We start from the raw sequence: 24,281 nt of genomic DNA on the forward strand, positions 1-24,281 counted from the left end.
TTCAAAAATTTATTTTCCGAGAACTACAGCGTTGTAAGAACCGCCCGTAGCAAAGGAAGTCACCAAAATTTTCTTGAAGCCGGATGTTGCGACCTTCTTCTTGGAAACGCTACCGTCATTTGCAACAAAATAGGCGTTTTCTTCGGTAAGTTCGCCACCGAGCATAAGAGCGGCTTCGGCTGCAGCAAGTGCGGCAGAAGCGGCACGGCCTTCACCCACGCGTTCCTTCACCTGGAAGAGCGGGAGGTTAGCAAGCTTATCTCCAAACACGCGTGCGTATGCAGCCTTTTCAATATCGTCGAGTTTCTTGAGACCGTTAGCAAAACCACAGACAGCGTCAATTTCGTTTGCAGAAACGCCCGCGTCCTTGAGGGCTGCGTTAATGGCGATATCGAGAGCTTCGTCGGAACCGGAGATGTGGCCGAACTTCACGTTCTTACGGCCATTGCCATAACCAAGAGCGTAGCAGTAAACCTTAGCACCGCGAGCATTGGCGTAATCTTCGTTTTCGATGATGATAGAAACAGAACCATCGCCAACCACAAAGCCGTTGGAGTTGGAATACGGTTCCACCACCTTATCAGCAGCGACGTTCAGCTTCTGGCAGAATTCCGTGATAATCGGGAGGTTTTCATCCGTACCCGTAGCCATCATGACCTGTTCCTGACCGTCATGAATAACGTTCATGGAGTAGCCAATGCTATCGAGCCCCGAGAGCGGGCCCGTCGTGATGGTGACGCCGTAGCCCTTGATTCCAGAAAGAATCGAAAGGTAACCACCGGCGGCATTATAAACTGTATGAGGGAACTTGAAGGCACTACCGCCAGCGTTGCCGGCTTCAGTGATGAGTTCCTGGAAATCATAAGTAGCACCGAGACCGCCTTCGCTAGTACCCACAATGATACCAATCTGCTTTGCGTTGTCTTCGGTGACTGTGAGGTTTGCATCCTTGAGGGCGCGCATGCCGGAAACAGTCTGGAGCTGTCCCAGATTATCAAGCTTGCGGTAGAAAGCCATCTTGATGCCGAGTTCCTTGTAATCGTCGTTCGTAACGGTCGAGCAAATGGAAGCAGATTCCGGAAGCTTGCCGTTCTTGATCGATTCAAGGAATGCTTCTTTGCTGTTGCCGAGCGGGCTTACAATGCCAACGCCAGTCACAGCGATTTTCTTATCCTTGGCGACCTGGCTCTGCACGTCACCCGGCTTCTTGCTGAACACGATACTTGCGTTCGTGCCACCGAAAGCAACGTTGTTGCTCATGACACATTCGAGTTCTTTTGCACGCGGAGTGTTCTGCACATAGTCCATCTGACCGACCTTAGCCTTGAGGGCTTCGGAATCTTCGGCAGTGTAGTGGAGCGTCGGGAGAACGGTGTTCGTCGTAAGAGCCTTGATGCTGAACACAGCTTCGATTGCACCCGCGGCACCGAGGCAGTGACCGGTCATCACCTTGGTCGAACTAACACTCAAGGTTGGATTTTCTTCGTCAAAGAACTTGTGGAATGCATTGATTTCGGCATTGTCGTTCTTGCCGGTACCCGTACCATGAGCATTGAGGTAACCGATGTCCGTTTTCTTGATACCAGAATTCTTGACGGCGCGGTCCATAGCTTCGAGGAGGCAAATGCCATCTTCGCGCGGGGCCGTAATGTGGTGAGCATCGCTTGTGACGCCAGCGCCGAGAATTTCGCAGTAACGCTTGGCGTTACGCTTTTCGGCATGTTCCAAAGATTCAACAATCACAATGCCAGCGCCTTCACCGAGGGTGATGCCGTTGCAGTGGTTGAACGGAGAGCAACCGTTTTCGTCCAAGGCATGGAGAGAAAGGAAGCCGGAGTACGGAACAGAAGCAAAGGAGTCGGAACCACCAGCGATAACGACATCGGCTTTACCTGCGCGGATAAGGTCGCAAGCAAGAGCGATGGAAATCGTACCGGCAGCACAAGCGTTACCCACGTTTGTCACAATGCCACCCGCATGGCAAGATTCAGCCACTTGGGAAGCGATTGCAGCAATGGGCATTTTTGGAATTTCGTTGGCATCCTTACCGCCGCAATGGTATTTTTCGATGCTGAGGACACCCCCCACGCAGCTACCGATAATGACGCTTACACGGCTACTATCAGCAAAGTCACCGAGACCAGCATCATTGAGGGCTTCTTTTGCAGCCTTGATGCAGAGCTTGGAGGCGCGGTCCTTTTCGTCCGGACATTCAATCTCATCGAGTGTATCACAGTTCACTTCGGCAGCTAAGTCTGCATAGCAGTTCTTGGTATCGAGAGAAGTGGTCTTGTGAATACCGGAGACGGAATTCAGGGCATTTTTCCAGGTTTCTTCAACATTGTTGCCTACAGCGCAAATAACGCCAAGGCCCGAAACAACACAGCGACAATTATTAGATGTCATAGATATTCCAAACAATACTCAAATAAAAAGGCTTGATTAAGCCTTGTTCTTTTCAATGAATGCAGCGATAGTATCGATGCTCTGGAAGTTTTCCTTAGCAACGCCAGTCATGGAAACGCCGAAGTTATCATCGACGAAGGAGATGATTTCAAGGGAGTCCACGGAGTCAAGACCGATTTCTTCGCCGAAAAGCGGAGTATCGTAATTCAGGACATCGCCGTCTACACCGAGATCGGACATAAAGAATGCCTTGAGTTTGCTCTTGATTTCTTCGTTAGCCATATTATTGTATCCTCTTTTGATAAAATTTTAGCACAAAGATAGAAAAATATTCTTTCGTAAATTGCCGTTTTCACAAAAAACGTACAAAATGCAGTTTTTAGGGATAAAAGGTAAACACTTATCACACCTATATTAGTTAGTGTGTTTAGGGCAAAACGCATATTGTAAACTTTTTTAAAAAGTATGTTTTCTGTAATATATAAATACCATTTACAGTAATATTATTTACTAAATTTGAGCCATGATTTCATACGTATTTCCCGGTCAGGGCTCTCAGTTCCCAGGAATGGGCAAAGATTTATTCGAGTCGAACGCCGACGTAAAGTCGATGTTCTTAAAGGCAAACGAAATTCTCGGCTTCAACATTACGGATGTAATGTTCAACGGCACCGCAGAAGACCTCAAGCAGACGAAAGTCACGCAGCCAGCAGTGTTCCTGCTCTCTGTTGCTATGGCTAAGGTCCAAGGTGGCAAGCCGGATATGGCCGCTGGGCACTCGCTCGGCGAATTCTCCGCACTTACCGCTACGGGCGCCATTACGTTCGAAGCAGGCCTCAAGCTTGTTGCAAAGCGTGCCGAAGCCATGCAGAAGGCTTGCGAACTCCGTCCGGGCACAATGGCAGCTGTTCTTGGCGGTTCTGATGAACTCGTCGAAGAAGCTTGCGCACAGGTCAAGGACGCAGCAGTTGTTCCGGCAAACTTCAACAGCCCGGGACAGGTTGTTATTTCTGGCGAAAAGGCCGGCATTGACGAAGTTGCCGCCTACCTCACCGGCAAGGTGAAGCGCGTCGTTCCGCTGCAGGTCGGTGGTGCATTCCACTCCCCGCTCATGGAAAGCGCCCGTGCAGAACTTGCAAAGGCTATCGAAGAAACTGAATTTTCGACTCCGGTCTGCCCGGTCTACCAGAACGTGGACGCCAAGCCGCACACGGATCCGAACGAAATTAAGGCAAACCTTCTCACTCAGCTCACCTCCCCCGTCCGTTGGACACAGACGGTCAAGAACATGATTGCAGACGGTGCCACAGAATTTAAGGAACTTGGCCCCGGCGAAGTCCTTACCAACCTTATCAAGCGCATTCAGAAGTAAGCGCAAACACACAGGATTACTATGTGGGATAAATCGTATTTAGAAAAGTTGAGCGAACGCAACGCCAAGGCTCAGGCCGGTGGCGGCGCCGCTCGTGTAGAAAAGCAGCATTCCCAGGGCAAGCTCACCGCTCGCGAACGCCTTGAGATCCTTTTTGACAAGGGTACATTCAAGGAAATCGGTGCTATGCGCCTTTCCCAGAGCATCGAGCTCCCGGAATCCAAGCGCATTTACGGTGACGGTGTCGTGACGGGTTACGGCAAGATCAATGGCCGCCCGGTTTACGCTTGCTCCCAGGACTTCACGGTGAGCGGCGGTTCTCTCGGTTCCGCACACGCCAAGAAGATTTGCCACGTGATGGACCTCGCCCTTGATTCCATGGTGCCGTTCATCAGCATTAACGACGGCGGTGGCGCACGTATCGAAGAAGGCGTTAGCTCCCTCGACGGTTACAGTGGCATTTTTGCCCGTAACACTTGGGCAAGCGGCGTGATTCCGCAGATTTCCGTGATTCTCGGACCGTGCGCAGGTGGTGCTTGCTACTCCCCGGCTATTACAGACTTTATTTTCATGACTGAAAAGACGAGCCAGATGTTCATCACGGGCCCGGCTGTCGTGAAGGCTGTGACTGCTGAAGTCGTGACTCCGGACCAGCTCGGTGGCGCAGGCGTTCATTCTTCCAAGTCCGGTGTTGCACACTTTGTGTATAAGGACGACAAGGAATGCCTCGAAGGCGTCCGTAACTTGCTCAAGTACCTCCCGCAGAGCAACGTCGACAAGTCCGTTGCTGAAGCCGGTACGATCGTGGACAAGTCCGCCGACATCGAAGAAATCATTCCGGACAACTTCAAGCGCGCTTACGATGTTCGCGACGTGCTCAACTGCTTTGCCGACAAGGATTCCTTCCTCGAAATTCAGCCGGAATTTGCAAAGAACGTTGTCATCGGCTTTATCCGCCTCGACGGTAACGTGATTGGCGTTGTCGCTAACCAGCCGAAGTACCTCGCCGGTTCTTTGGACGTAGACGCTAGCGATAAGGCTGCACGCTTTGTCCGCTTCTGCGACAGCTTCAACATTCCTATCCTTACGCTCGAAGACGTTCCAGGTTACATGCCGGGTACGAAGCAGGAACACAACGGCATTATCCGCCACGGCGCAAAGCTCCTCTTTGCTTACGCCGAAGCAACTGTGCCGCGCGTGACGCTCATCCTCCGCAAGGCATACGGTGGCGCTTACATCGCCATGAACAGCAAGAACCTCGGTGCAGACTGCGTGTTCGCCCTCCCGATCGCTCAGATTGCCGTGATGGGTGCTGAAGGCGCTGTCGACATTCTCCGCAGAAAGGAAATTGCCGCTTCTGCAGAACCGGCCAAGGTCCGTGAACAGTACATCGCTCAGTACGAAGAAAAGTACTTGAACCCGTACATTGCCGCTGGCAACGGATTCATTGACGAAGTCATTGAACCGAAGAGCGTTCGCGACCGCCTTGTTTCTGCGTTCGAAAACTTGAAGAACAAGAAGAAGGCTGTGCTTTGGAAGAAGCACGGAAATATTCCGCTGTAATTAGTTATTAGTCATTGGTCAATAGTCATTGGCCAATGCTAAAAGCTGTTAGAAAATGAAAGATCCCGGTTCCGTCGCAGGAATCGGGATCTTTTTTATACGAGAAATTATGGATGGGGCAAGCCCCAACCTCTTAGGCTCGGTTATATCTATGCAAGCATAGCTGCAACGCTCGCCTTTTGAGGTTGTCTTATCGGCACATCGTGCCTCCAGGATGACGAATGTTTTTCGTCAAATCCAGTAAAGGTTCGGCTAGCGCCTATTGCAAAGTTTTCACGAGGGTGTCGTGTAAAAGGCCGTTGGTAAAGATAACCTGTTCGGCGTCGACGAACTGCATGGGAGTGCCATCGATGTGCGTGGACTTGCCACCCGCTTCTTCGACGAGGAGCGCAATTGCCGCAATGTCCCACGGGTAGCTCATGGTCATTACAAAGCAATCAATGCGGCCGCAGGCCGTGAAGCAGCCTTCAATCACAGCAGAGCCCAAGCACTTCACGCGTTCGAACGTTTCGGCTTCGCGGGCAAAGTTGTGCGAATTCTGCGCATTAATTTTTGCAGCATCACCAACGTTAAAGTCTCCATTCGAAACAATGGCATGCGTTGCATTAGATTCGCGGCTCACGTGAATTTGTTTGTTATTCATGAACGCACCCATGCCTTTTGCTGCGGTGTAGAGTTCACCGAGTTTGGGCAAATTAACAACCGCCACCAGCGGTTTGCCTTCAAAATGCAAGGCAATCGAAATTCCCCACAGCGGAATGCCGCGGCTAAAATTCACCGTTCCGTCGACGGGGTCGATAATCCAACGGTAGCGCGGGTCCGAGCCTTCGATAATGCCAGCTTCTTCGGTGCGGATGGAGTGCGTCGGAAATGCCGCACGAAGCCCTTCGACAATAAGCTTTTCACTGCTGACATCGGCAATGGTCACAACGTCTTTGACGGATTTGTAGCGCACATCGCCAAGGTTGTTCTGGAGTTCAAGGCAAAGGTTGCCCGCTTTAAGAGCAAGGTCCTTTGCGACATTCAAAAAGTCTTCTGTATTCATTTCTTTCATTTTTTAAAAGGCGATCCCGGCATAAAGCCGGGATGACATTGTAAATAGAACTGCGCCAAAGGCCGCGCTCTATTTTTTATATGCGCAGCAGCGGAAGCCAATGGTCGGAGATTTGTAGAATGACGAAGCTTCTCGGTAATAGCGCTTTTCGCCTGTCAGGAACACCGGTTCCTTGCGAGACGGTTTGTACGTAAGACCATTCGCTAAAGAGTCAAGCCAAGTCTTGCCACCTTTTTGGTATTCGGAATAAAGCGAGTAATCCGTTCCAATAACCTTACCCTTGGAATCAACGACATCATAGAACTGGAGCGTATCCTTGAAGTCGCTCTTTGTCAATATTTTGTACAACGTTCTCGTCGTATCGGCGGCATAAACCGTATCGACCTGCGTACCTTCACGGTAGAGATACACCGTATCTTGCGTGTACGCCGGACGCGTATAGAACGGGAAGGCACGGTTGGTGCAGTATGCAATAGACTCGCGATCGAGGCCTTCAAAAATCTTGTAGCTAGAGCCCTTCAAAACGGCAATGGTATCTTCGGATCGACCCATCACCCACTCTTGGTACTGGCCCGGTAAATCCCTCACGCCCATCGGGTTCATGCAACCCGCATCGCGCTTAGCAATATCGGCAGCAATCGTAGAATCATTCGTGCTCACATTGCACACGCGGAAGAGATAATCAGAAGCATCGGTATCATCTTCTTCAATCACGCCGTACGAAAGCGAGCCACCCGACAAGCAAGCCAGTTCCCAATCGCGTTCACGGCAAAGAGAAACTTCAAAGCCACTTGCAGAAATAGCTTCACATGCAGCAACAGCTTCGGAATGCAATACGTTTGTCACAAATTTTCCATCTGCATCTTGATGTTCTAATCGCTCCATGCAGAACGACGTGGTGTCGGATGTAGAAACAGCCACAAAGCCAACTGGGCATTTCAGTTCATAACCGAGCTTACCCGGCGAAACAAACACCGTATCCAGCAAAGCATCAGATTTATAGCCGGAATTATCTACAGCCAAAATTCGCAGAATAATCGTATCGCCAGGAGCAACCCTGCGGATTGTGTCGCCTACAAACGAGCCTGTATCCAAGACATCCAATTTAAACGTTCCATCATCTTCTTTGATATAGTGCGCCCCAAAGCGATCCTCGGCTTCAGCATTACGCTTCCAAGACTTGTCTACTTTATTGTAATACTCGACAATGTATTTCGAGACTTTTTCATAACATTCGTGAACATGGCAGTTCTTCGGAATAACAAGTTCCGAATCAATTGTAATACCATGCTTGAACGTAATCGGGTCAACACTTCGATTCCAATAAATACGGACTCGGTTATTGCTATCCAACTTTGCATATCCCGGGAACAGAGAATCTTCCTCGACAAAAATCTTGCTCGGCATTAACGGAGCAATGGAATCCGTCGTCATAATCCCTTTCCAGTTTTTGGGATCGACCTGAACGTCCCCTTGAGAACCGCTGCGGTTGCCAACGATATCCCAAGACGAGAACCCCACCTTGTATTCATAGTTATCGGTATTGGACCTCGTGCGGAGCCCTTCGATAATCATGCGGAAATGGTTTTTCACCGGATTAGAGGCATCATACCCTTGACCATCAAAAACAACAAGGCGAAGATAATTCTTGTCCTTATCGTTTCGTTCGAGTTCCTTAACATACACGGAATCATTGGTATGGACAATCTGAGCATTGCGCTTGTAAATCGTGCCACCCGTATAATCAGTGCCTGCAGGAGATTGAACAGAAACCTTCAAGTCGCGAATATCTTCGTTCGGGCGGTCAATAGCATAAATAACGACATTATATCCGTAAATTTTGCCCGAACCGGCACCAATCATATGGAAACTCGTCTGGTCTGTGGGGCGATCCCATGAAAGCAGCACTCCATTGGACCAAACAGAATCATCAGGCACAACAATCGCAGGGTCAAAATTGTCCTTAAAATGCAAAAATAAACGCTGTACAGCACCTGGGTCGCCTCCATCCGTATATTCGCTGAACAACGCAACCTGAAGAGAATCATAACCGTCTTTGATAAACGGCGCAACCATTTTAGACACATCGATTGTGTCGTAATAACGCCCCGACTTCTTGTACTCGTGGAAATAAGTTTCCTCATTTGAGGTATCGTGAGCAAGTCGAATCTGCTTATCGCTTACCGCCTTAGAAGTGTCGTTAACAATTGTCGTATCGAACCAAAGGCACAGCCCCGCATAATCGTCAAGACGGTACGGATAGCGGTAACGGATTTTAAAACAGGAACTGCTATCTGCATCACCTGTTTCACAATCGTAAAGAACAGAATATTCCGAAATTTCCCTGTCGAACATGTATTCCGGACCTTCATCGTCATCGGAGCAGGCGAAGAGAAATAGAGCGACAAGAGATAAGAAATAAAGTTTTAATAAGCGCATAGAATTCACACTAACAATGTAGAAAAAACGCAAATAATAAAACTAGTACTTCAGCTCAAACTTTCCAATTTCATCGCGCAAAATAACGCGATCGTTCTTGATGGCGACAACTATAACTTCCCAAATCTTCTGCCCGACGCTCACGACCGCAGATTCCCCACGGAATTTGAGAATTACGACAGGATTATTACCCGGTAAAATAGCATCGAGATGGATCCGAGCAAACGCGCCCTCGTAGGATTCAGCACAATCATCGGGGAATAAAAGTTTGTTTATACAAAAAAAACCGGGCGCTTTCGCGTCCGGCTTTTAAAAGCTAACCAAAGTTATTAGGCTTCTTCAGAATAGACAGAGACCTTCTGGCGCTTTGCATCGAGGCGTTCGAACTTCACCTTGCCATCAATGAGGGAGAACAAGGTAAAGTCCTTGCCCATACCGACATTGTTGCCCTTGTGGAAGTGAGAACCGCGCTGACGAACGATGATGTTGCCAGCCTTGACGGTTTCGCCCGCATACTTCTTAACACCAAGATACTTGGCGTTACTGTCGCGGCCGTTACGTACTGAACCTTGACCTTTCTTATGTGCCATGGATTAAGCCTCCTTAGCCTTACGCAGAGAGTTCTTCTTGACCTTAGCCGGCTTCGGAAGTCCCTGAGCGATCTTTTCCTTGCGAGTGAGCGGCTTGTTCTGAGCCTTCTGCTTAGCAAGGGCAGCCACGCGAGCGCGGTTGCGGGTAATAACTTGAGGGTCTACGACTGCAGATTCAGCGCCAGAGCGGAGTTCCGTGACGAGCACCTCGGTATAGCCCTGACGATGACCGTTACGACGTTCGTAACGAGTACGACGCTTCTTCTTGAACACGATGATCGTGTCTTCCTTGCCATGGGCGAGAATTTCGACCTTGACAGAAGCATCATTCAGGACAGGGGTGCCGACTTGCACTTCTTTTCCGGAGAAAAGAAGGACGGACTTGAGCTCCAGTTCAGAACCAACAGCGGCGTCGATCAACGGGAGCTTGTAGGCCTTGCCGAGCTCGACTTTATACTGGAAACCACCTGCTTCAACAATAGAATACATTTTGTAATCCTTTTTAGGTTGCTATTGGGACCACAAATTTAGTAATAGTGCACAGAAAATCAAAGGGATGGAGCCAAAATAGTTACTAGAAATCGCACAAAAACCTTCTTTTTTAGCAAAAAAAGTAAAAATTCAAGTCAAACCACCCCCACTAGATGCCCCATTCTGATTCGGCACTGATTAGCCACACAAAAAAAAGCTTAAAACGGACAAGTTTCGGTTTCAATTTAACGAGAAAATCATGAAATTCATCCATATATATGATACAGCAATGACACACCGCAACTTCCGATCGTAAAGTCAATTTTTACAAAACTTCACAATACGTTCCAAACCCTTATATTTCATATAAATACACAATATTTCAAATAAAGAATTACAAATAAGAAAAATTTATTTCATACAAACAAACACAAAATGTGTTATAATTTATGACATAAAATTTATTCGATAAATTTCATACACACTAACAAGAAGGATAAAAAAAATGAAACACATATCGCTAATATTAGCATCATGCGTTGCAGCCACAGCAAGCGCAGCAACATTCAACGCTCAGGGAAAAATAATCGACAGCAAGGATGCCAAAAATCCAGGCATCGTAAAATTCGAAAAGAGCAAAGTTGCAGCAGCAAAGAACAACATTAACAAGTCTGCAGCACTAGCAAAAACGTATACTCCGGCATGGGTCCAAACAAGAAAAGCAACCTACAATCAAGATGCAAGAACTTACACTTTCAACGACGACAACATCAACGAAGAAGCTTACCTAAACTCAACAGACTATCTGGAACGATACGACAATATTAGAGCCAATGATTGGTCAAACAGCTATACAGATTACAACCTGCACTCCCTCCCTAACAAAACAGGCAACAACTGCAGTCGTATAAGCGGTCATTTTTCATTGGACTTTGATTATACATCAGCCACAATGACGTCAACAATGACATCTAGTAACAACGCAATTCCTTACGCTCTTGGAACATACGATAACGCATACAACTACAACATGCTTGGTAAAATGAACACTTCCGACGTTTCATGGCGTTGTCTCGGATTCGGAGCCTACAATTACACATGCGGTAAAGACATACACATTTACAACATTGTTGGAGACGATGCGGTTTCTTTTAACGGAAACAGTTGTGCAGATTCCCGAACAAAAAACTACAAGGAAGGTATCAAACATTACTACGCAATTAAATTCATAAACTTTCTTGCAGAAAACGCATATATACACTCCTACAAGGACCGAAATGGGAACAAGTTCGCCCAGCATCCCAGCGATCCGTACAATCATAACATGCACATCGGTAATGTCATTTCATCGCCGTACAAAAACCAAACATCCTACAATAAGGAAGCAGCAGCATTAGACGACTACATTTACAACAACCGAGTTATCGAATTTGCCCCTTACACAAATGAAAACGGAAGAACCGGTGCAGGCCTAGCATTAAACGCCATTACAGTTGCAGGAGCCACCGGCAAATGGTACACGGGTACCAATAGCAGCGACCAGTCAAATCAGGTAGGTCACAAAACCTTAGAAAACACCCCGACACTTCCGCTTCTCAAATACGGAAATAGCAGTTCAAAATACAATAAACCAGAAGTATACGCTGTTTCAAACGGTTTATTCACAGATGATTATAAAATCAAACACGATAACAATGAATACGAATATGAAGGTATTATAGGAGCTTGGGGTGCATCAACAGTCGCAGCAGCCATGACGGCAGACCTCCTTCAGAAGCATCCTTTCTACAAGTGGCATCCTGAAGTTGTAAAAGCACTTTGGGTCTCTGCAAAATCAAAAAAAGCAGATAACCAGGGTCAAAAACGCGCAGAAGTTTACCGTAGGGAATCTTCAAGCAAGGCTAGCACACTTACCACGTTTGACGATTTATTATACGGCAACAACTCTCGCTACTGGTACGGAAATAACACAGATTACCTGAGCAACAACAAGATTACCTTCACCGAAAGCGTTGAACCAGGTCAACATTACGCATTCGCCATCGCATGGCTCGTTCGTGGCGACTATGCTTTAAACGAATACAATTTGTCTAGCAACTTCCAATTGACAATATCATACAAACTCCCGTCCGGCAGTACAAAGACATACTCTTCTGCTGATGGAGGCATTCAGCGTCCGGCAACCTACAGATCACTCCAAGCGATTAACATTCCATCAGGAGTCACTAAAGTCACTGTCACAATCGAACGCATCAGAGACACTGGCGATCGTCTCATTTTGGGCTACAACATGCACAAGATGGCGCAGTAATAGACTTCTCTCCCAACCAAAGGAGCCGTTCTCAACCGAACGGCTCTTTTTCATTAGCAAATAAAATCAAAAAGTCCTCAAGCGCCATCACTTGTTAAAATATTTTTACATAAAATTATTAATTTATCGTAAGTTGTTACATTTCATATAAATACACACTTTTACAAAAAAAAATTACAGATAACAGAAATAAACAACACATATAAATCACACAACATTTTGTAGTTTATCCAACAGAATTTATTCAATAAATTCAAAACATCTTAACACAAAAAAAAGGATAAAAATGAAACAGATATCGCTAATATTAGCATCATGCGTTGCAGCTACAGCAAGTGCAGCTACATTTAACGCACAGGGAAAAGCAATCGATAGCAAGGACGCTAAAAATCCAGGCATCGTAAAGTTCGAAAAGAGTAAAGTTGCAGCCACAAAGAGCAACCTTAACAAATCAAAATCCTTAGCAAAGACCTACACAGTCGACCACATAGCAACACCTCTTATCGGTTTTTTCGATTCAGACGCAAACGATGGTAGATACATTACGCTAAACGACCACAATTATTACGAAAGTGATTATTTAGGCGTAATAGGCAACTACGAAAGAAACGATGCTCCTAGAAGTAGCTATAACAGCAAGAAAAAGAATTACTATAACAGCGCAGCCCCTTATCCAAGCAATAGTGGCTATGAGTGCAAAAAAGTTTCATCAATATATGCACCCGACCCATACGAAAACACATTCTATTACACATTCGCCAATATCAATGACAATAATTTTTTGACAAATCTTGGGCTTTACACATCTAGTAGCCGATGCTACAACAGCGGTTGGCAACAAAATACTTGCGGGGCAGGAGTCAACCTGTACAATGTAGTAGGAGATAATCCTATAGCATTCAATAATAATAGTTGTACAAATTCCACTTCACGCGATTACACATTAGGAATAAATCACTTTTACGCCAACAGAGTCATAAAAGCAATATTACCCGAAATTAACAATACTATACCATCAAGTCAAAGTATAATTAACGAAGGAACTGCTAGACAAAATCATCAATTCGCTGTATATAGCAAATATCCGAGCTCACCATATGCACAAAATGTTCAAGTAATCAATACAATTGCATCTTCTACAAAAGACGTCAATACATACGGTCAAGAAGCAGCAGGAATAGACGATTACATTTATTACAATCGAGTTATCGAATTCGTTCCTTACACCGAGAATGGACAAAAAACGGGCGCAGGATTATCCATGAATGCCATTAGCGTCAACGAAGCTGATGAAATAGGAATAATTCATACGTACGGAATAAACAATCCTTATCTTAAAGAATCCGATTCAAGATCAAGATACCTCAAGCCTGATATCTATCAATTATCCTATATCCGCGACGAAGGCAACTACATAAAACTAAGTAAAAACAACCAAACAGACTACAAAATAATGGGTATCGCAGATGGTTGGGGTGGTTCTACCGTTGCAGCAGCAATGACTGCAGGTTTAATTTCAAAATACCCCTTCTACAGATGGCATCCGGAAGTTGTGAAAGCTCTTTGGATTTCAGCGCAAAAAGACATGAATAATGTTAAAGATATTTATCGATTCACCGGTGGTTTCTATTCGACTGGAAGACCTGAAGCTGTGACAACAGGAGCCCACATGGCAAAAATGTACCCTTTAATAAAGGGCAACCGTTCAAGATATTGGTACGGCAACAATGGCGACTTTTTCAATGACAATAAGATTACATTCACTGAAAATGTAGAACCAGGGAAAAATTACACTCTTGCTATAGCTTGGCTTGTAAGCGGAGATTATACACTAAACGAAAAATCTTTGCAATCGAACTATAAAATGACCATTAGATACAAAAATTACTCCACTCACAGTGGCTACACCTCCCCCACAACATCTACGATAAGCCCATCCACTTACAGACTGCTCAGCGTAACTATACCTTCAACAGTAACTCAAATTGAAGTTGTTATCGAACGAGTCAAAAACACAGGTGATAGAGTCGTTCTCGGTTACAACATTCATAAAAACAACTAAAAAACAAATCATTTAAATACAAACTCACATTCCCATTCCTCGGGAATGTGTTTTTATTATTACAGCATTCGCTTAATCCATACCAATTTAAAGTTAGACACCACTAGATTTTTCACGATTCATGTTTAGAATGGCGTTTTCCACCACATTCCAAACCACAAATTCCTATTTTAGCATCGACTTCAAACATACCACTATCTACTGTCTACCTGAAATTTTCTAAATTGTCTTCGGAATTTTATAAAGGATTCTTTTAATGAGCAAAATTATAAGCCTTGATGGCGACTGGCAGATGATCTGGGACACAGAAGATACCGGCATCTCCAATCGTTGGTATGCAACGTATCCTGAAAAGACTCAGACTGTTAGCGTTCCCCACATTTGGGAAAGAGCATTTGACAAGCTTTTGATGGCACAGGACTGCGCTTTTTATTTCAAGAGATTCACGATTGACGACGAAAAGCAAGTCACGAAGCGTATTTTCCTCCGTTTTGAAAAGATTGCTACACATGCAACTATTTGGCTGAACGGTAAGCTTCTTGGCGACCACTTTGGTGCCTACACGTCCTTTGTCGTTGAAACACAAAAGGCTATCAAGCTCGGCGAAGAAAACATCCTTTGCATCCGCGTGGCAAACATGGGTGCAACAAACAGCCGCATTGACTTCGGTCGCGAGAGCAAGGAAGGCGCAAACGACCGCTACGCTCACCCAGGCGAAATGCCGGTGGGCCTCCCCTGGTCGCAGTATCCATACGGCGGTATCTGCGGTCACGTCGATTTGATTCTCGGTAATGCAGCGTTCATCTCGGACATTCACGTCGAACCGGACATGGACCAGGAACGTGTTTCTGTCGAAGCGTTCTTCAACAATCCGCGCGGTTACCAGTCCCGCCTCCGCATCCTCATGAAGAACCCGAACGGCGACGTTTACGAATTCTTCAAGGACATCAAGCTCGAAAAGGAAAATGCAACGCAGAAGTTCCTGCTCGGCATCAAGGACTGGAAGAGAGACAAGTGCGTCTGGAGTCCGGAACATCCAAACTTGTTCGCCATCGAAATGCAGCTCGAAATCAAGGGCGCAAAGGGCAAGGCTCCGGAATACACCTTCCCTGTCGTGAAGACTTTCGGTTTCCGCAAGTTCGACTGTCTCAAGGGCGACTACTACATCAACGATTCCATCGTGAAGCTCATGGGCGTGAGCTACAACCAGCAATGGAGCGAAGGTGGTCTTTGGACGGACCAGAACCCGGCTTTGGAAAAGGACTTGAACGCAGTCAAGGCAGCTGGCTTCAACGTCATCCGTTCTTGCGGCGCTCCGCTCAGCAGCACGGCTCTTGATATTTGCGACAAGATTGGTCTTTTCGTATTCCAGGAATTCCCGATCCACACGATGCGTTCTACCGCACAGGGTCTCGAAATCACGAAGAAGCTCATTAACGACATGGTGCGTGACCAGCACAACCATCCGTGTATCGCTGCCTGGATTCTCGGTTCCGAAAACGGAACATTCATGCTCCAGAACGGAAACAAGCTTTTGAACGCCATTAGCCCGATCGACACATGCCGCCCAGCTATCAGCAACTTCAACAGTATTTATCTCGACAACGAAGCAAACTTCCACAAGGACACGGGTAAGATTATCCCGGTTTCTATCGACCGCATTTCGCAGTATGCCACGATGCGTGTGAACCCGCGTGAAAATCCGAGTGCAGCTTACACGCACTACCTCGCCCACATGTTCGACAAGGAAGACTTGGAACTCATGGTTCCGGATACGGGTCTTGGCGACAGCCACTTCCAGGACGAAGAAGAACCAATTTTGAACGACATCGAAAACAAGGTTCTCGTCACGCTCAAGAACAACACGCTCTTCCCGAAGCGCGCAACCACCATTGCCGGTCCTCGCAGCATCAAGAGCCAGAAGGCTATCAAGAACGAATTTAAGTCTGTGGAAACGTTCGTTACCGACAGCAAACTTTCGATTTGGCCGAACTTCGAATCGTTCAATGCCGACGTTTATCGCATTGCGCTCAAGAGCAAGTACGACCAGATTACCGCATTCCAGAGCAACCCGCAGATTTCAGGTTTCTTCTTGGACCAGTGGGCCGACAACGGAACCGACTTTAGCGGTATCACGGACGAAAACAGAAAGTCTAAGGGCTTGCAGAATTTTGCTCGTGAAATCACGGCCCCGAGCCGCGTGCTCATCAGCGAATTGGAACACGTCGTTGCTCCGCAGAGCGAAGTCAGCTTCCAGCTTACGCTTTTGAACAACAGCCGTCTTGAAGATGTCGAAATCGAAGTGACGCTTCTTGACAGCAAGGAAAAGGTTCTCAACACGCAGAAGGTTCTCCCCGAAGAACCGGCCGACAAGAAGACCCTTACGCAGCTTGGCATTTGCACGCTCATGGCTCCGCGCAGCACGGGCTTGTACAAAATTAAGCTTACGCTCAAGGACAATGGCAAGGAAATTCACTCCAGCTTCGAAGACTTGATTGTCATCGAACAGACGGATGTGAAGGAAGCCATGAGCAAGGTTTGCTTCCTCGACAACTACGATGAATCGAGCGACGCACTTGCCGCCTTGGATGGTTCCGAACAAATTATCTTCACTGCAAACTTGAGTTCTTGGCCGGATGAAATTTTGGACAAGATCATCGATGTTACGAAGAACGGCGGCAAGACGCTGTTGCTCTCAGACATGACGACTGAAGATATTGATCTTTTGAACCAGAGTCATCACTTTGAACACAACATCGAAGCACACTGGACAACGGGAGCAAACGAATTCAGCTTGCACTATTTGCCGAAGGATTCTCCGCTCCTCGCTGTGTTCGGCGGCAACGGCGTTCTCGACCACAACTCTGCATCGGCAATGCCGGGCATTTCGTTGAACGAGCTCGCTGGAGCAAAGGTTTATGCACGTTCTGTAACGCTCAAGGATGGCGAAATCAAGACGGGTGTAGACTTGCAGCTTGTGCCGTTTGGCAATGGCCAGATTATGTTCAACCAGTTCAGCGTGATTGAAGGTTTGGAAACAAACGCACTTTCGGATGCGCTGTTCACGGCTATCGTGAACTTGCTGTAATTGGTTCGGCTTTATCACCAATTCGAGAGTCCCGCCCTAGTGCGGGACTTTTTGCATTAAGTCATGTAATACAAGAAGGCGATCCCGGCATCCCGGAACTTGTCCGGGACAGGCTCAAGCCGGGATGACAGCAAAAAAAGTTTCTATATTTTTAGTATGACACAGAATAACGTTAATTTGGAAAAATACTCTGATGAGCTCGCCAACAACGCAAAGAACGCGAGCAAGAAAATTCGTACATTGAGCGCTGAAAAGCGCGCAGCCGTGCTCGCACGTGTTGCAGAAATCCTCCGCGCAAAGAAGCCGGAAATTCTCGCCGCCAACAAGCTTGACCTCGAAGCCGCCGCCGGCAAACTCGACGATTCCAAGATGGATCGCCTGACTTTGAACGACGCCCGCATCGAATCGATGGCTAAGGGTGCCGAAGAAATCGCTGCATTTACCGACCCGCTTGGTCGCATTCTTGAATCTCGTGAACTCAAGAACGGCATCAAGATTAGCCGTGTTGCCGTGCCGATAGGTTCTGTGTTCTTTATTTTTGAAAGCCGCCCGAACGTGACGATTGATGGAGCTTGCCTTTGCTTTAAGGCTGGCAATGCCGTAATTCTCCGTGGCGGAAAAGAATCGCTCAACTCCGCAAAATGCCTCGCCGGAATTTTCCATCAGGCTCTTGAAGAAAATGGCGTCGACAAGGACGCTGTGCAACTCGTGACCGAAACGAGCCATGACCTTGTGGGCATGCTCTTGCAGCGCAACGATTGCCTCGACCTCGTGATTCCTCGCGGTGGCGAACGCTTGATCCGCACAGTCGTGGAACAGAGCAAGATTCCTGTCATCAAGCACTTCAACGGCATCTGCCATGTGTACGTGGACAAGTCTGCTGACATGGAAAAAGCTGTAAACATCTTGATTAACGCCAAGACGCAGCGCACCGGCGTGTGCAACGCCATGGAATGTGTAATCATTGACCGCCATATCGACGATGCCAACGTGAAAAAACTCATTGATTGCCTCGCCGACCGTGGCGTGGAACTCTTTGGCAACAAAGATGCTCAAAGTCACGACAGCCGCATCAAGGACATCGGCGACGACAGCAACTACCATCACGAATACCTCGCTCTCAAATCAAGCGTCAAGTTTGTCGATAACGTCGAAGAAGCCTGCGACCACATCGAAAAGAACAGCAGCCGCCACACGGAAGCTGTCGTTGCAGAAGATGCAAGCGTTCAGGACTACTTCGTTGCAAATGTCGATAGCAGCAGCGTCATGGTAAACGCCAGCACGCGCTTTGCAGACGGTGGCGAATACGGTCTCGGTGCCGAAGTGGGTATTTCCACCGACAAGCTCCATGCTCGCGGTCCGATGGGAGTCGAAAGCCTCTGCAGCTACAAGTGGATTCTCCGTGGCAACGGACAAATTAGAGGATAGAACGCCACTACGTGGCTACAGACGAGAGACGAGAGAAATGAAATTTGAAGATTTAATCAAAGAAGTAAAATTCGAAGTGGAATTCGGTGGCGTAAAACTCGCACCGGCAATCGTTCAAGATGCCGACAAAGGTGACGTACTGATGATGGCATGGATGAACGAAGAAGCACTCCGCCGCACACATGAATGTGGCGAAATGGTTTTCTGGAGCCGTAGCCGCAAGGAATACTGGCACAAGGGCGACACAAGCGGAAACGTGATGACGGTCGTCGAATGGGCTGCCGACTGCGATTCTGACGCACTGCTTTTCAAGGTGCGAATGAAGGGGCCACAGGTCGCTTGCCACACAGGCGCTCGCAGCTGCTTCTTTAAAACATGCGATAAGTAAAATTCAGCTCGGCTAAAAGCCGAGCTTTTTTATTACCAATCTCCTAAGCCCAAACCAAGGGCAAACGTATGTCGAACAGTTCCAAACTTTTTATTGTTCCCAATGCCTTCCTGCTTAAAGGAATCGAACTGAACCATATACTTAAAGCGCAATAAACAAGAAAAGGTCAAATAGCTGAAAGCGTTTCCCGGAGTTGTTGACCAGAATCGATAATCGACATTTGTTCCCAACGCAAATTCATCCGAAGATTCAGCATTTACCGCACTCTCAAAACTTGTCCTCGAATAACCTAAAAATGGTTCAACGCGAATATATCGAGAATCAAATGCGGTAAAGCCCAAATTCAAGCCATAAGTAACATCTTCCTCGCTATCGCCATCAGAAGTACCTTTAAATTCTGGCTTTAAATAAGTAATCAAGCCATAAGAATAGTAGCCGTTCAAACTGATTCTCCAAGAACGTAGCGACAATTCAATCATGAACGACGTTCCCATTTTACTATTCAAATAGTCCGTACCTTCCCCACTCAAAGTACCAAGCCACTTGTACACATACAAATTACTTCCACCCGTATAATATTTATGCGCAAACGGATCCTTGCGATACAAGCGATGTTTATTCATTATCTTTTGAACAAACGGAATTATCTGGTTCTTTAAATAAGAAGAATGTTTTGAAGAAGGATAATCTTGAACAAAATTTTGAGCCGCAATTAAAAATGCCTCGGCACAGGTCGTATCCTTGATATAATATATGTAACGAACAGAATCCGAGGAACTAGAGCGTAGGGTTTTATAACCCAACAGAATTTCGGAATAGAGCAAGGTCCTGTACAAATCTTTAGATTCCTGCTTGATGTCTGAAGAATCTACGCGAGCAATCAACGAATCCGCTATAGGCTTTTCAAACGGCGAAAGATGCCTATACAAATAGAGATTCAAGCCATCGTCTTCCCTAAAGCGCATCTCAAATTTCTTCGAGTATGCAGAATCCATGAATGCGCGCCTGCCATCCGCATAAATCGAGATTGCATCATCGAAACGCTTGAGTTCCATATTCACTAGATATTCTTCAAATATTTCCAGCGGAGCGCCAACGCGGACATTTTCCTTGAGGTAATCAAAAGCGGTCGCAGCGCGTTCATAGTCCTCATTTTTTAAGGATTCATGCAACGCCTCGCGAGCACGCAAGAATAAAGATTTCTTGGAAACCATTTGCGATTCTTGAGCCCAAAGGCTTGCCGCAAATCCAAGCATCATTACGAAAAACAAACAACGTATTTTCATAATTTACCAAAGTTCCGCACCGATGCCAAATGCAAAAGAATGCCTAACTGCGCTAAAATCCTTGCCATTGTTACAGCAATGTTCTTTAACAGAGCCTACATGCAACATGTACCTAAAGCGCAACAAGAACGAGTAAGACATATTCCCTACAGAAGAAGGCTGGGCTGCATAAAAGCGAAAATCGACATTATTGCCCAACATAAATTCAGGAACAAGCGTTGTACTTGCAAGGTGATCATACATCAAGCTAGATATACCGGCAAAAGGTTCTACACGCAAATATCTAGAATCGTAAGCGACAAAACCAAGACTGGCGCCAACCGCCCATGAGCCTTCACGTCCAAAGACATTCGCTCCCTGCGATGACATCCGCTTCAAATCAACATCGCACTTATTAAAATTATATCCGGTAATATAACCAAACGACCAGAACAAGCTCAAATCAAATCGTTTTACACGAAAATCCAAGCCAATTATAATGGGTGAATCCGTTTCATACTTTAGATAATCACTCGCCTCGCCTGTCATAAAACCAAAGCCCGTGTACAAATAAAATCCAAATCCACCCGTATAATACTTTTGTCCCCAAGGATCCTGTTTAAACTGTTTTTGCTCATCCAAATATTTTTGGTAAGGCTCAACAAACAAATCCTTCAAATACTTAGCATGATCCGAATAAGGATACTCCTCAATATATTTTTTCATTAACGCTAGGAATTCCTCAATAGATGACAATTCCTCATTATAGTTCAATACAACGATATCGTTCCCGTTCTGCGTCGTAGAGGAATGAGCGGTAACAAAATCCAAATAAACAAGAGTTTTGTGCAAAAGTTTGTACTCTTGCCTTTCTTCCGAAGCATCTATACGAACACATAATGAATCGATATTTTGTTTTTCCATTTGATTTGTTCGTAACAAATAACGATTTAACAAATCTTCAGTTTCAATACGACTTACAACAGGGCGCGTATAATTTTTATCGAAGATATCCCGATGAATTTCACCGTAGAAAATAAGAGCATCCTCAAAACGACCCAATTCGAGATTCACCAAATACTCTTCAACTTCCGAAAGCGGAGCGCCATTCTCTACATTCGTTTTCAAGTAGTCCAAAGCTTCACCGGCGCGATCCAAGTCGCGACTTTCCAAAGACTTTCGAAGAACATCTCGAGCACGGTCATACAACTCTTTCTTGGATGGCTGCGAGAAGGCAACAACACTAAACAAAAATAAAAGAAAAAGAATTCGCAACTTCATAATTTACCACAAATAAATTCCAAGTCCGAGGTTAAAGAAGAAGCTAGTCGTTTCACCCTTAACATATTTATGATCAAACTCAATATTCGAAAAGCCAAGTTTGCCTACAAGAGAAAAACTTGCAAACGCGCGATCGGCATAAAAGAGATACGCCGTAATGAACTTAAAATCTACGTTCACGGCCGCAGTAAAAGTCATCGGGCCAGAATCATTGCCATAAGCCACCCACTCGTCATCTTTCGGGCGCATTTCCATGAACGATTTACCCCAAGCAAGATAGGGACGCACTTTAAGATAGCGACTGTCAAACGCCACAAAGCCAAGCCCAAACTCATAAGTATGGCATCCCGTCATTCCATTATTGACAAGTTCACCTAAAATTGCAAAGCGCATAATTTGAGCATACAGTTCAATGTTGATAGGCAAATTTTCAGCTTCAAAACGATCCTTGTTATAAAAATTCTTGGAACCAGACGCACCACCCAATGAGATAAAGAGCGCATTCACACCGAATCCGCCAGAATACAATTTTTCCTGTATGACATTCTCTTTTTGCTCTTTACGCCTTTGCAACATGAATTCCGTAGGATCCATTCTTGAGAGAGGCAAATAAATGCAATTCTTTATCCACGGAACATCAGGATCATTCGAAGGATCTGCAATAAGCGATTCCGCCAAATGCAGAACAATCGTTCCATACTTTTCGCTCTTGTACGCTTCAGGGAGCAAGAGCAACATTTTGAGTTTATCACGTTTGCGTTTCGGGAGCTTTTTTAAGACTTCTTCATTCAGTGAATAAAATTCATTTTTAAACGCAGTGCGTTCACGCATCCGTTGTTGCAGATAAATTTCTAGACCATCTTGCGATGCGAATACAACATTTTGTTCGTAGCGTGACGTATCATAAACACCTCGATAAAATTCAACGAGATAATCAAGCAATTTATCATATTTTTGAATTTCAATATAAATCACTTCCTTTTCAATAGAGCTCAATGGAATGACCATACGAGATTCCATCGTCGAAAGCGTATCCATAAGTTTTAAGACTTGGGGATAGTCCTTGCCTTTCAAGGATTCGAGAAGATTATCACGAACCTTGTAAATCGGCTCCATATCCGACGATTCAGCCATCAGGCTCTGTTCAAATTTGCTAAGACTCGGTTGTTCCTTTTCTGTCGGAGCATTGAGCATCAGGCTTTTTTCAAATTCGTCAAAATTTTTATTCGACGAGGCCCCCGCAAATGCGACTATCGTCCATAACAATATCAAAAGGCAAAATTGTTTCATTTGTGAGCCTCTTCCGGAAGATAGTACAAGTCAACTACAGACGCAGTAGCGCCATAATACTCGCCAGTCTTTTTTACAAAAACAAAGTTGGCACCTTGTTTTCTAGCCACAGTTTTAAAGCCTTCCTCGTTACTGGATGCAGATCCAGACAACAGAAGCGTATTCACATGTTCAGCCTTTTCAGGAATTATCGGAATTATAGACGCCGGTATAATAGAGACTTCGACAGATTCATCAAGCGGCTGTCGATGCAGGGATTGCGGCGTCCCATTTTGATTTGAACCAGCGCAGCCCGCAAAAGACAATGCGAGCAATGCAATAGAAATTTTCTGCCCAACCAATCTCATTTTTTCCTTCTCAAATTTTATTCGCAATCGAGGCAAGTCCATTCGACAACGCCATCGCCATTGCCATCAAAACGTTCACGCGTATATTTTTCAATGTCGATGAGGAATCCTATTTCGCCGGCATTTTCGGTGCAGCAACCATCGCAATCGCTATCGGAGCACATGTCATAAACAACGGCGTCAATCGTCGAACCGTTCATTCGCAACCGGAACGTTTTTAACTTGTACTTCTCCCAATCCTTTTCATGAACGGCAATGATGTTGTGCTGGCTCACCCATTCTTCGGTCATTTGACCTTCAACACCGGCAAAATAGCCCGCCCATGTGCAGCCATTGTATTCGATACATTCTTCGCTACCCGGTTCCGGCCAAGACGTATACCATGTTAAATTTGCCTGATGCCAAACAGTGTCTGCGCTCAGCGCACTTGATGAAGAAAACACGCTAGATGACAATTCCGCAGAGTTCCATACCTGAGAAGCATTTTCATCCGTACAAGCGACAATTGCAAGTACACCAACAACAGCCAACAACTTCAATTTTTTCATCAATGCACGTCCATCTTTGAGAACAAGTTCAACACAACAACTCCCGAAACAATCAGGAGTAAGCCTATATAAGCCCCAATATCGGGAACCTGCTTAAAGGCTACAATTCCGATTATAGTAATAAATGCAACCCCGAGAGCAGACCAAATCGCATAAGCGACCGCAATCGGAATAGCTTTTAAGCACACGCTCAAAAAATAGAGCGCAGCTATATAGCAAACGAGCGAAGCAACCGTTGGCACAATACGTGTAAACTGTTCCGAGAATTTTAAAAGCGTAGTCCCCGCCGTTTCGCAGACAATCGCAAGCAAAAGCATCAAATAATACAATTTCGCACCTCCATCTATTACAAAATAATAAATTTCAGTAGAAATTATT

General features: G+C 45.9%; 19 protein-coding genes. 7 read left to right on the top strand and 12 right to left on the bottom strand.

Annotated elements, in window-relative coordinates:
- Positions 1-9: 9 nt before the first annotated feature.
- Complete coding sequence (locus BUA34_RS07005; RefSeq protein WP_072828031.1) at positions 10-2,406, bottom strand: beta-ketoacyl-[acyl-carrier-protein] synthase family protein; 2,397 nt, start codon at positions 2,404-2,406, stop codon at positions 10-12.
- A 36-nt stretch (positions 2,407-2,442) separates the two neighbouring features.
- Entirely contained in the window at positions 2,443-2,688 is a 246-nt protein-coding gene (locus tag BUA34_RS07010) for an acyl carrier protein (protein WP_014544921.1), read from the bottom strand.
- Between the two features lie 241 nt (positions 2,689-2,929).
- Here BUA34_RS07010 and fabD point away from each other — a divergent pair, with 241 nt between their 5' ends.
- Entirely contained in the window at positions 2,930-3,778 is an 849-nt protein-coding gene (gene fabD / locus BUA34_RS07015; protein WP_072828032.1) for an ACP S-malonyltransferase, read from the top strand.
- 21 nt (positions 3,779-3,799) lie between these two features.
- Positions 3,800-5,341, top strand: coding sequence for an acyl-CoA carboxylase subunit beta (locus BUA34_RS07020; RefSeq protein WP_072828033.1), 1,542 nt, complete (start codon positions 3,800-3,802; stop codon positions 5,339-5,341).
- Between the two features lie 259 nt (positions 5,342-5,600).
- Here the strand turns inward: BUA34_RS07020 and BUA34_RS07025 are convergent, their stop codons facing one another.
- The 4 genes from BUA34_RS07025 to rplU form a co-directional block, all read right to left on the bottom strand.
- Complete coding sequence (locus BUA34_RS07025; RefSeq protein ID WP_072828034.1) at positions 5,601-6,395, bottom strand: inositol monophosphatase family protein; 795 nt, start codon at positions 6,393-6,395, stop codon at positions 5,601-5,603.
- Positions 6,396-6,464: 69 nt separating this feature from the next.
- The gene (locus BUA34_RS07030; protein ID WP_254794365.1) at positions 6,465-8,834 is read right to left on the bottom strand and encodes a hypothetical protein; all 2,370 of its coding nucleotides are present in this window, start codon (positions 8,832-8,834) and stop codon (positions 6,465-6,467) included.
- A gap of 329 nt (positions 8,835-9,163) precedes the next feature.
- Complete coding sequence (gene rpmA / locus BUA34_RS07035; protein WP_072828035.1) at positions 9,164-9,424, bottom strand: 50S ribosomal protein L27; 261 nt, start codon at positions 9,422-9,424, stop codon at positions 9,164-9,166.
- A gap of 3 nt (positions 9,425-9,427) precedes the next feature.
- A complete protein-coding gene (rplU, locus tag BUA34_RS07040) occupies positions 9,428-9,913 on the bottom strand; it encodes a 50S ribosomal protein L21 (RefSeq protein ID WP_072828036.1) in 486 nt (161 codons plus the stop codon).
- 487 nt (positions 9,914-10,400) lie between these two features.
- Here rplU and BUA34_RS07045 point away from each other — a divergent pair, with 487 nt between their 5' ends.
- From BUA34_RS07045 to hisI, 5 genes are all read left to right on the top strand, one after another.
- On the top strand, positions 10,401-12,206 hold the full coding sequence (locus BUA34_RS07045) for a hypothetical protein (RefSeq protein ID WP_072828037.1): 1,806 nt from the start codon (positions 10,401-10,403) through the stop codon (positions 12,204-12,206).
- Between the two features lie 286 nt (positions 12,207-12,492).
- Positions 12,493-14,268 (top strand): hypothetical protein, encoded by a 1,776-nt coding sequence (locus BUA34_RS07050; protein ID WP_072828038.1) that lies wholly within the window; start codon positions 12,493-12,495, stop codon positions 14,266-14,268.
- Between the two features lie 256 nt (positions 14,269-14,524).
- The gene (locus BUA34_RS07055) at positions 14,525-17,356 is read left to right on the top strand and encodes a glycoside hydrolase family 2 protein (protein ID WP_072828039.1); all 2,832 of its coding nucleotides are present in this window, start codon (positions 14,525-14,527) and stop codon (positions 17,354-17,356) included.
- A 156-nt stretch (positions 17,357-17,512) separates the two neighbouring features.
- On the top strand, positions 17,513-18,784 hold the full coding sequence (locus BUA34_RS07060) for a glutamate-5-semialdehyde dehydrogenase (RefSeq protein ID WP_072828040.1): 1,272 nt from the start codon (positions 17,513-17,515) through the stop codon (positions 18,782-18,784).
- A 37-nt stretch (positions 18,785-18,821) separates the two neighbouring features.
- Positions 18,822-19,172, top strand: a complete 351-nt coding sequence (gene hisI / locus BUA34_RS07065) for a phosphoribosyl-AMP cyclohydrolase (RefSeq protein WP_014545150.1) — start codon at positions 18,822-18,824, stop codon at positions 19,170-19,172.
- 32 nt (positions 19,173-19,204) lie between these two features.
- Here hisI and BUA34_RS07070 read toward each other — a convergent pair whose 3' ends face one another.
- The 6 genes from BUA34_RS07070 to BUA34_RS07095 form a co-directional block, all read right to left on the bottom strand.
- Entirely contained in the window at positions 19,205-20,458 is a 1,254-nt protein-coding gene (locus BUA34_RS07070) for a hypothetical protein (RefSeq protein ID WP_254794366.1), read from the bottom strand.
- Positions 20,459-20,461: 3 nt separating this feature from the next.
- Positions 20,462-21,574, bottom strand: coding sequence for a hypothetical protein (locus BUA34_RS07075; protein ID WP_254794367.1), 1,113 nt, complete (start codon positions 21,572-21,574; stop codon positions 20,462-20,464).
- A gap of 147 nt (positions 21,575-21,721) precedes the next feature.
- Positions 21,722-23,008 (bottom strand): hypothetical protein, encoded by a 1,287-nt coding sequence (locus tag BUA34_RS07080; RefSeq protein WP_072828043.1) that lies wholly within the window; start codon positions 23,006-23,008, stop codon positions 21,722-21,724.
- Positions 23,005-23,355 carry a hypothetical protein gene (locus BUA34_RS07085; protein ID WP_072828292.1) on the bottom strand — a complete coding sequence of 117 codons (351 nt, stop codon included), beginning with the start codon at positions 23,353-23,355 and terminating at the stop codon, positions 23,005-23,007. Before BUA34_RS07085 ends, BUA34_RS07080 begins: the two co-directional genes overlap by 4 nt.
- Positions 23,356-23,372: 17 nt before the next feature.
- Entirely contained in the window at positions 23,373-23,903 is a 531-nt protein-coding gene (locus tag BUA34_RS07090; protein ID WP_072828044.1) for a hypothetical protein, read from the bottom strand.
- Positions 23,903-24,232, bottom strand: coding sequence for a DMT family transporter (locus BUA34_RS07095; RefSeq protein ID WP_254794368.1), 330 nt, complete (start codon positions 24,230-24,232; stop codon positions 23,903-23,905). The genes BUA34_RS07090 and BUA34_RS07095 overlap by 1 nt, the downstream gene beginning before the upstream one ends.
- Positions 24,233-24,281: the final 49 nt, after the last annotated feature.

The sequence above is a fragment of the Fibrobacter sp. UWB12 genome (assembly GCF_900142485.1).
Taxonomy (GTDB): Bacteria; Fibrobacterota; Fibrobacteria; order Fibrobacterales; family Fibrobacteraceae; genus Fibrobacter.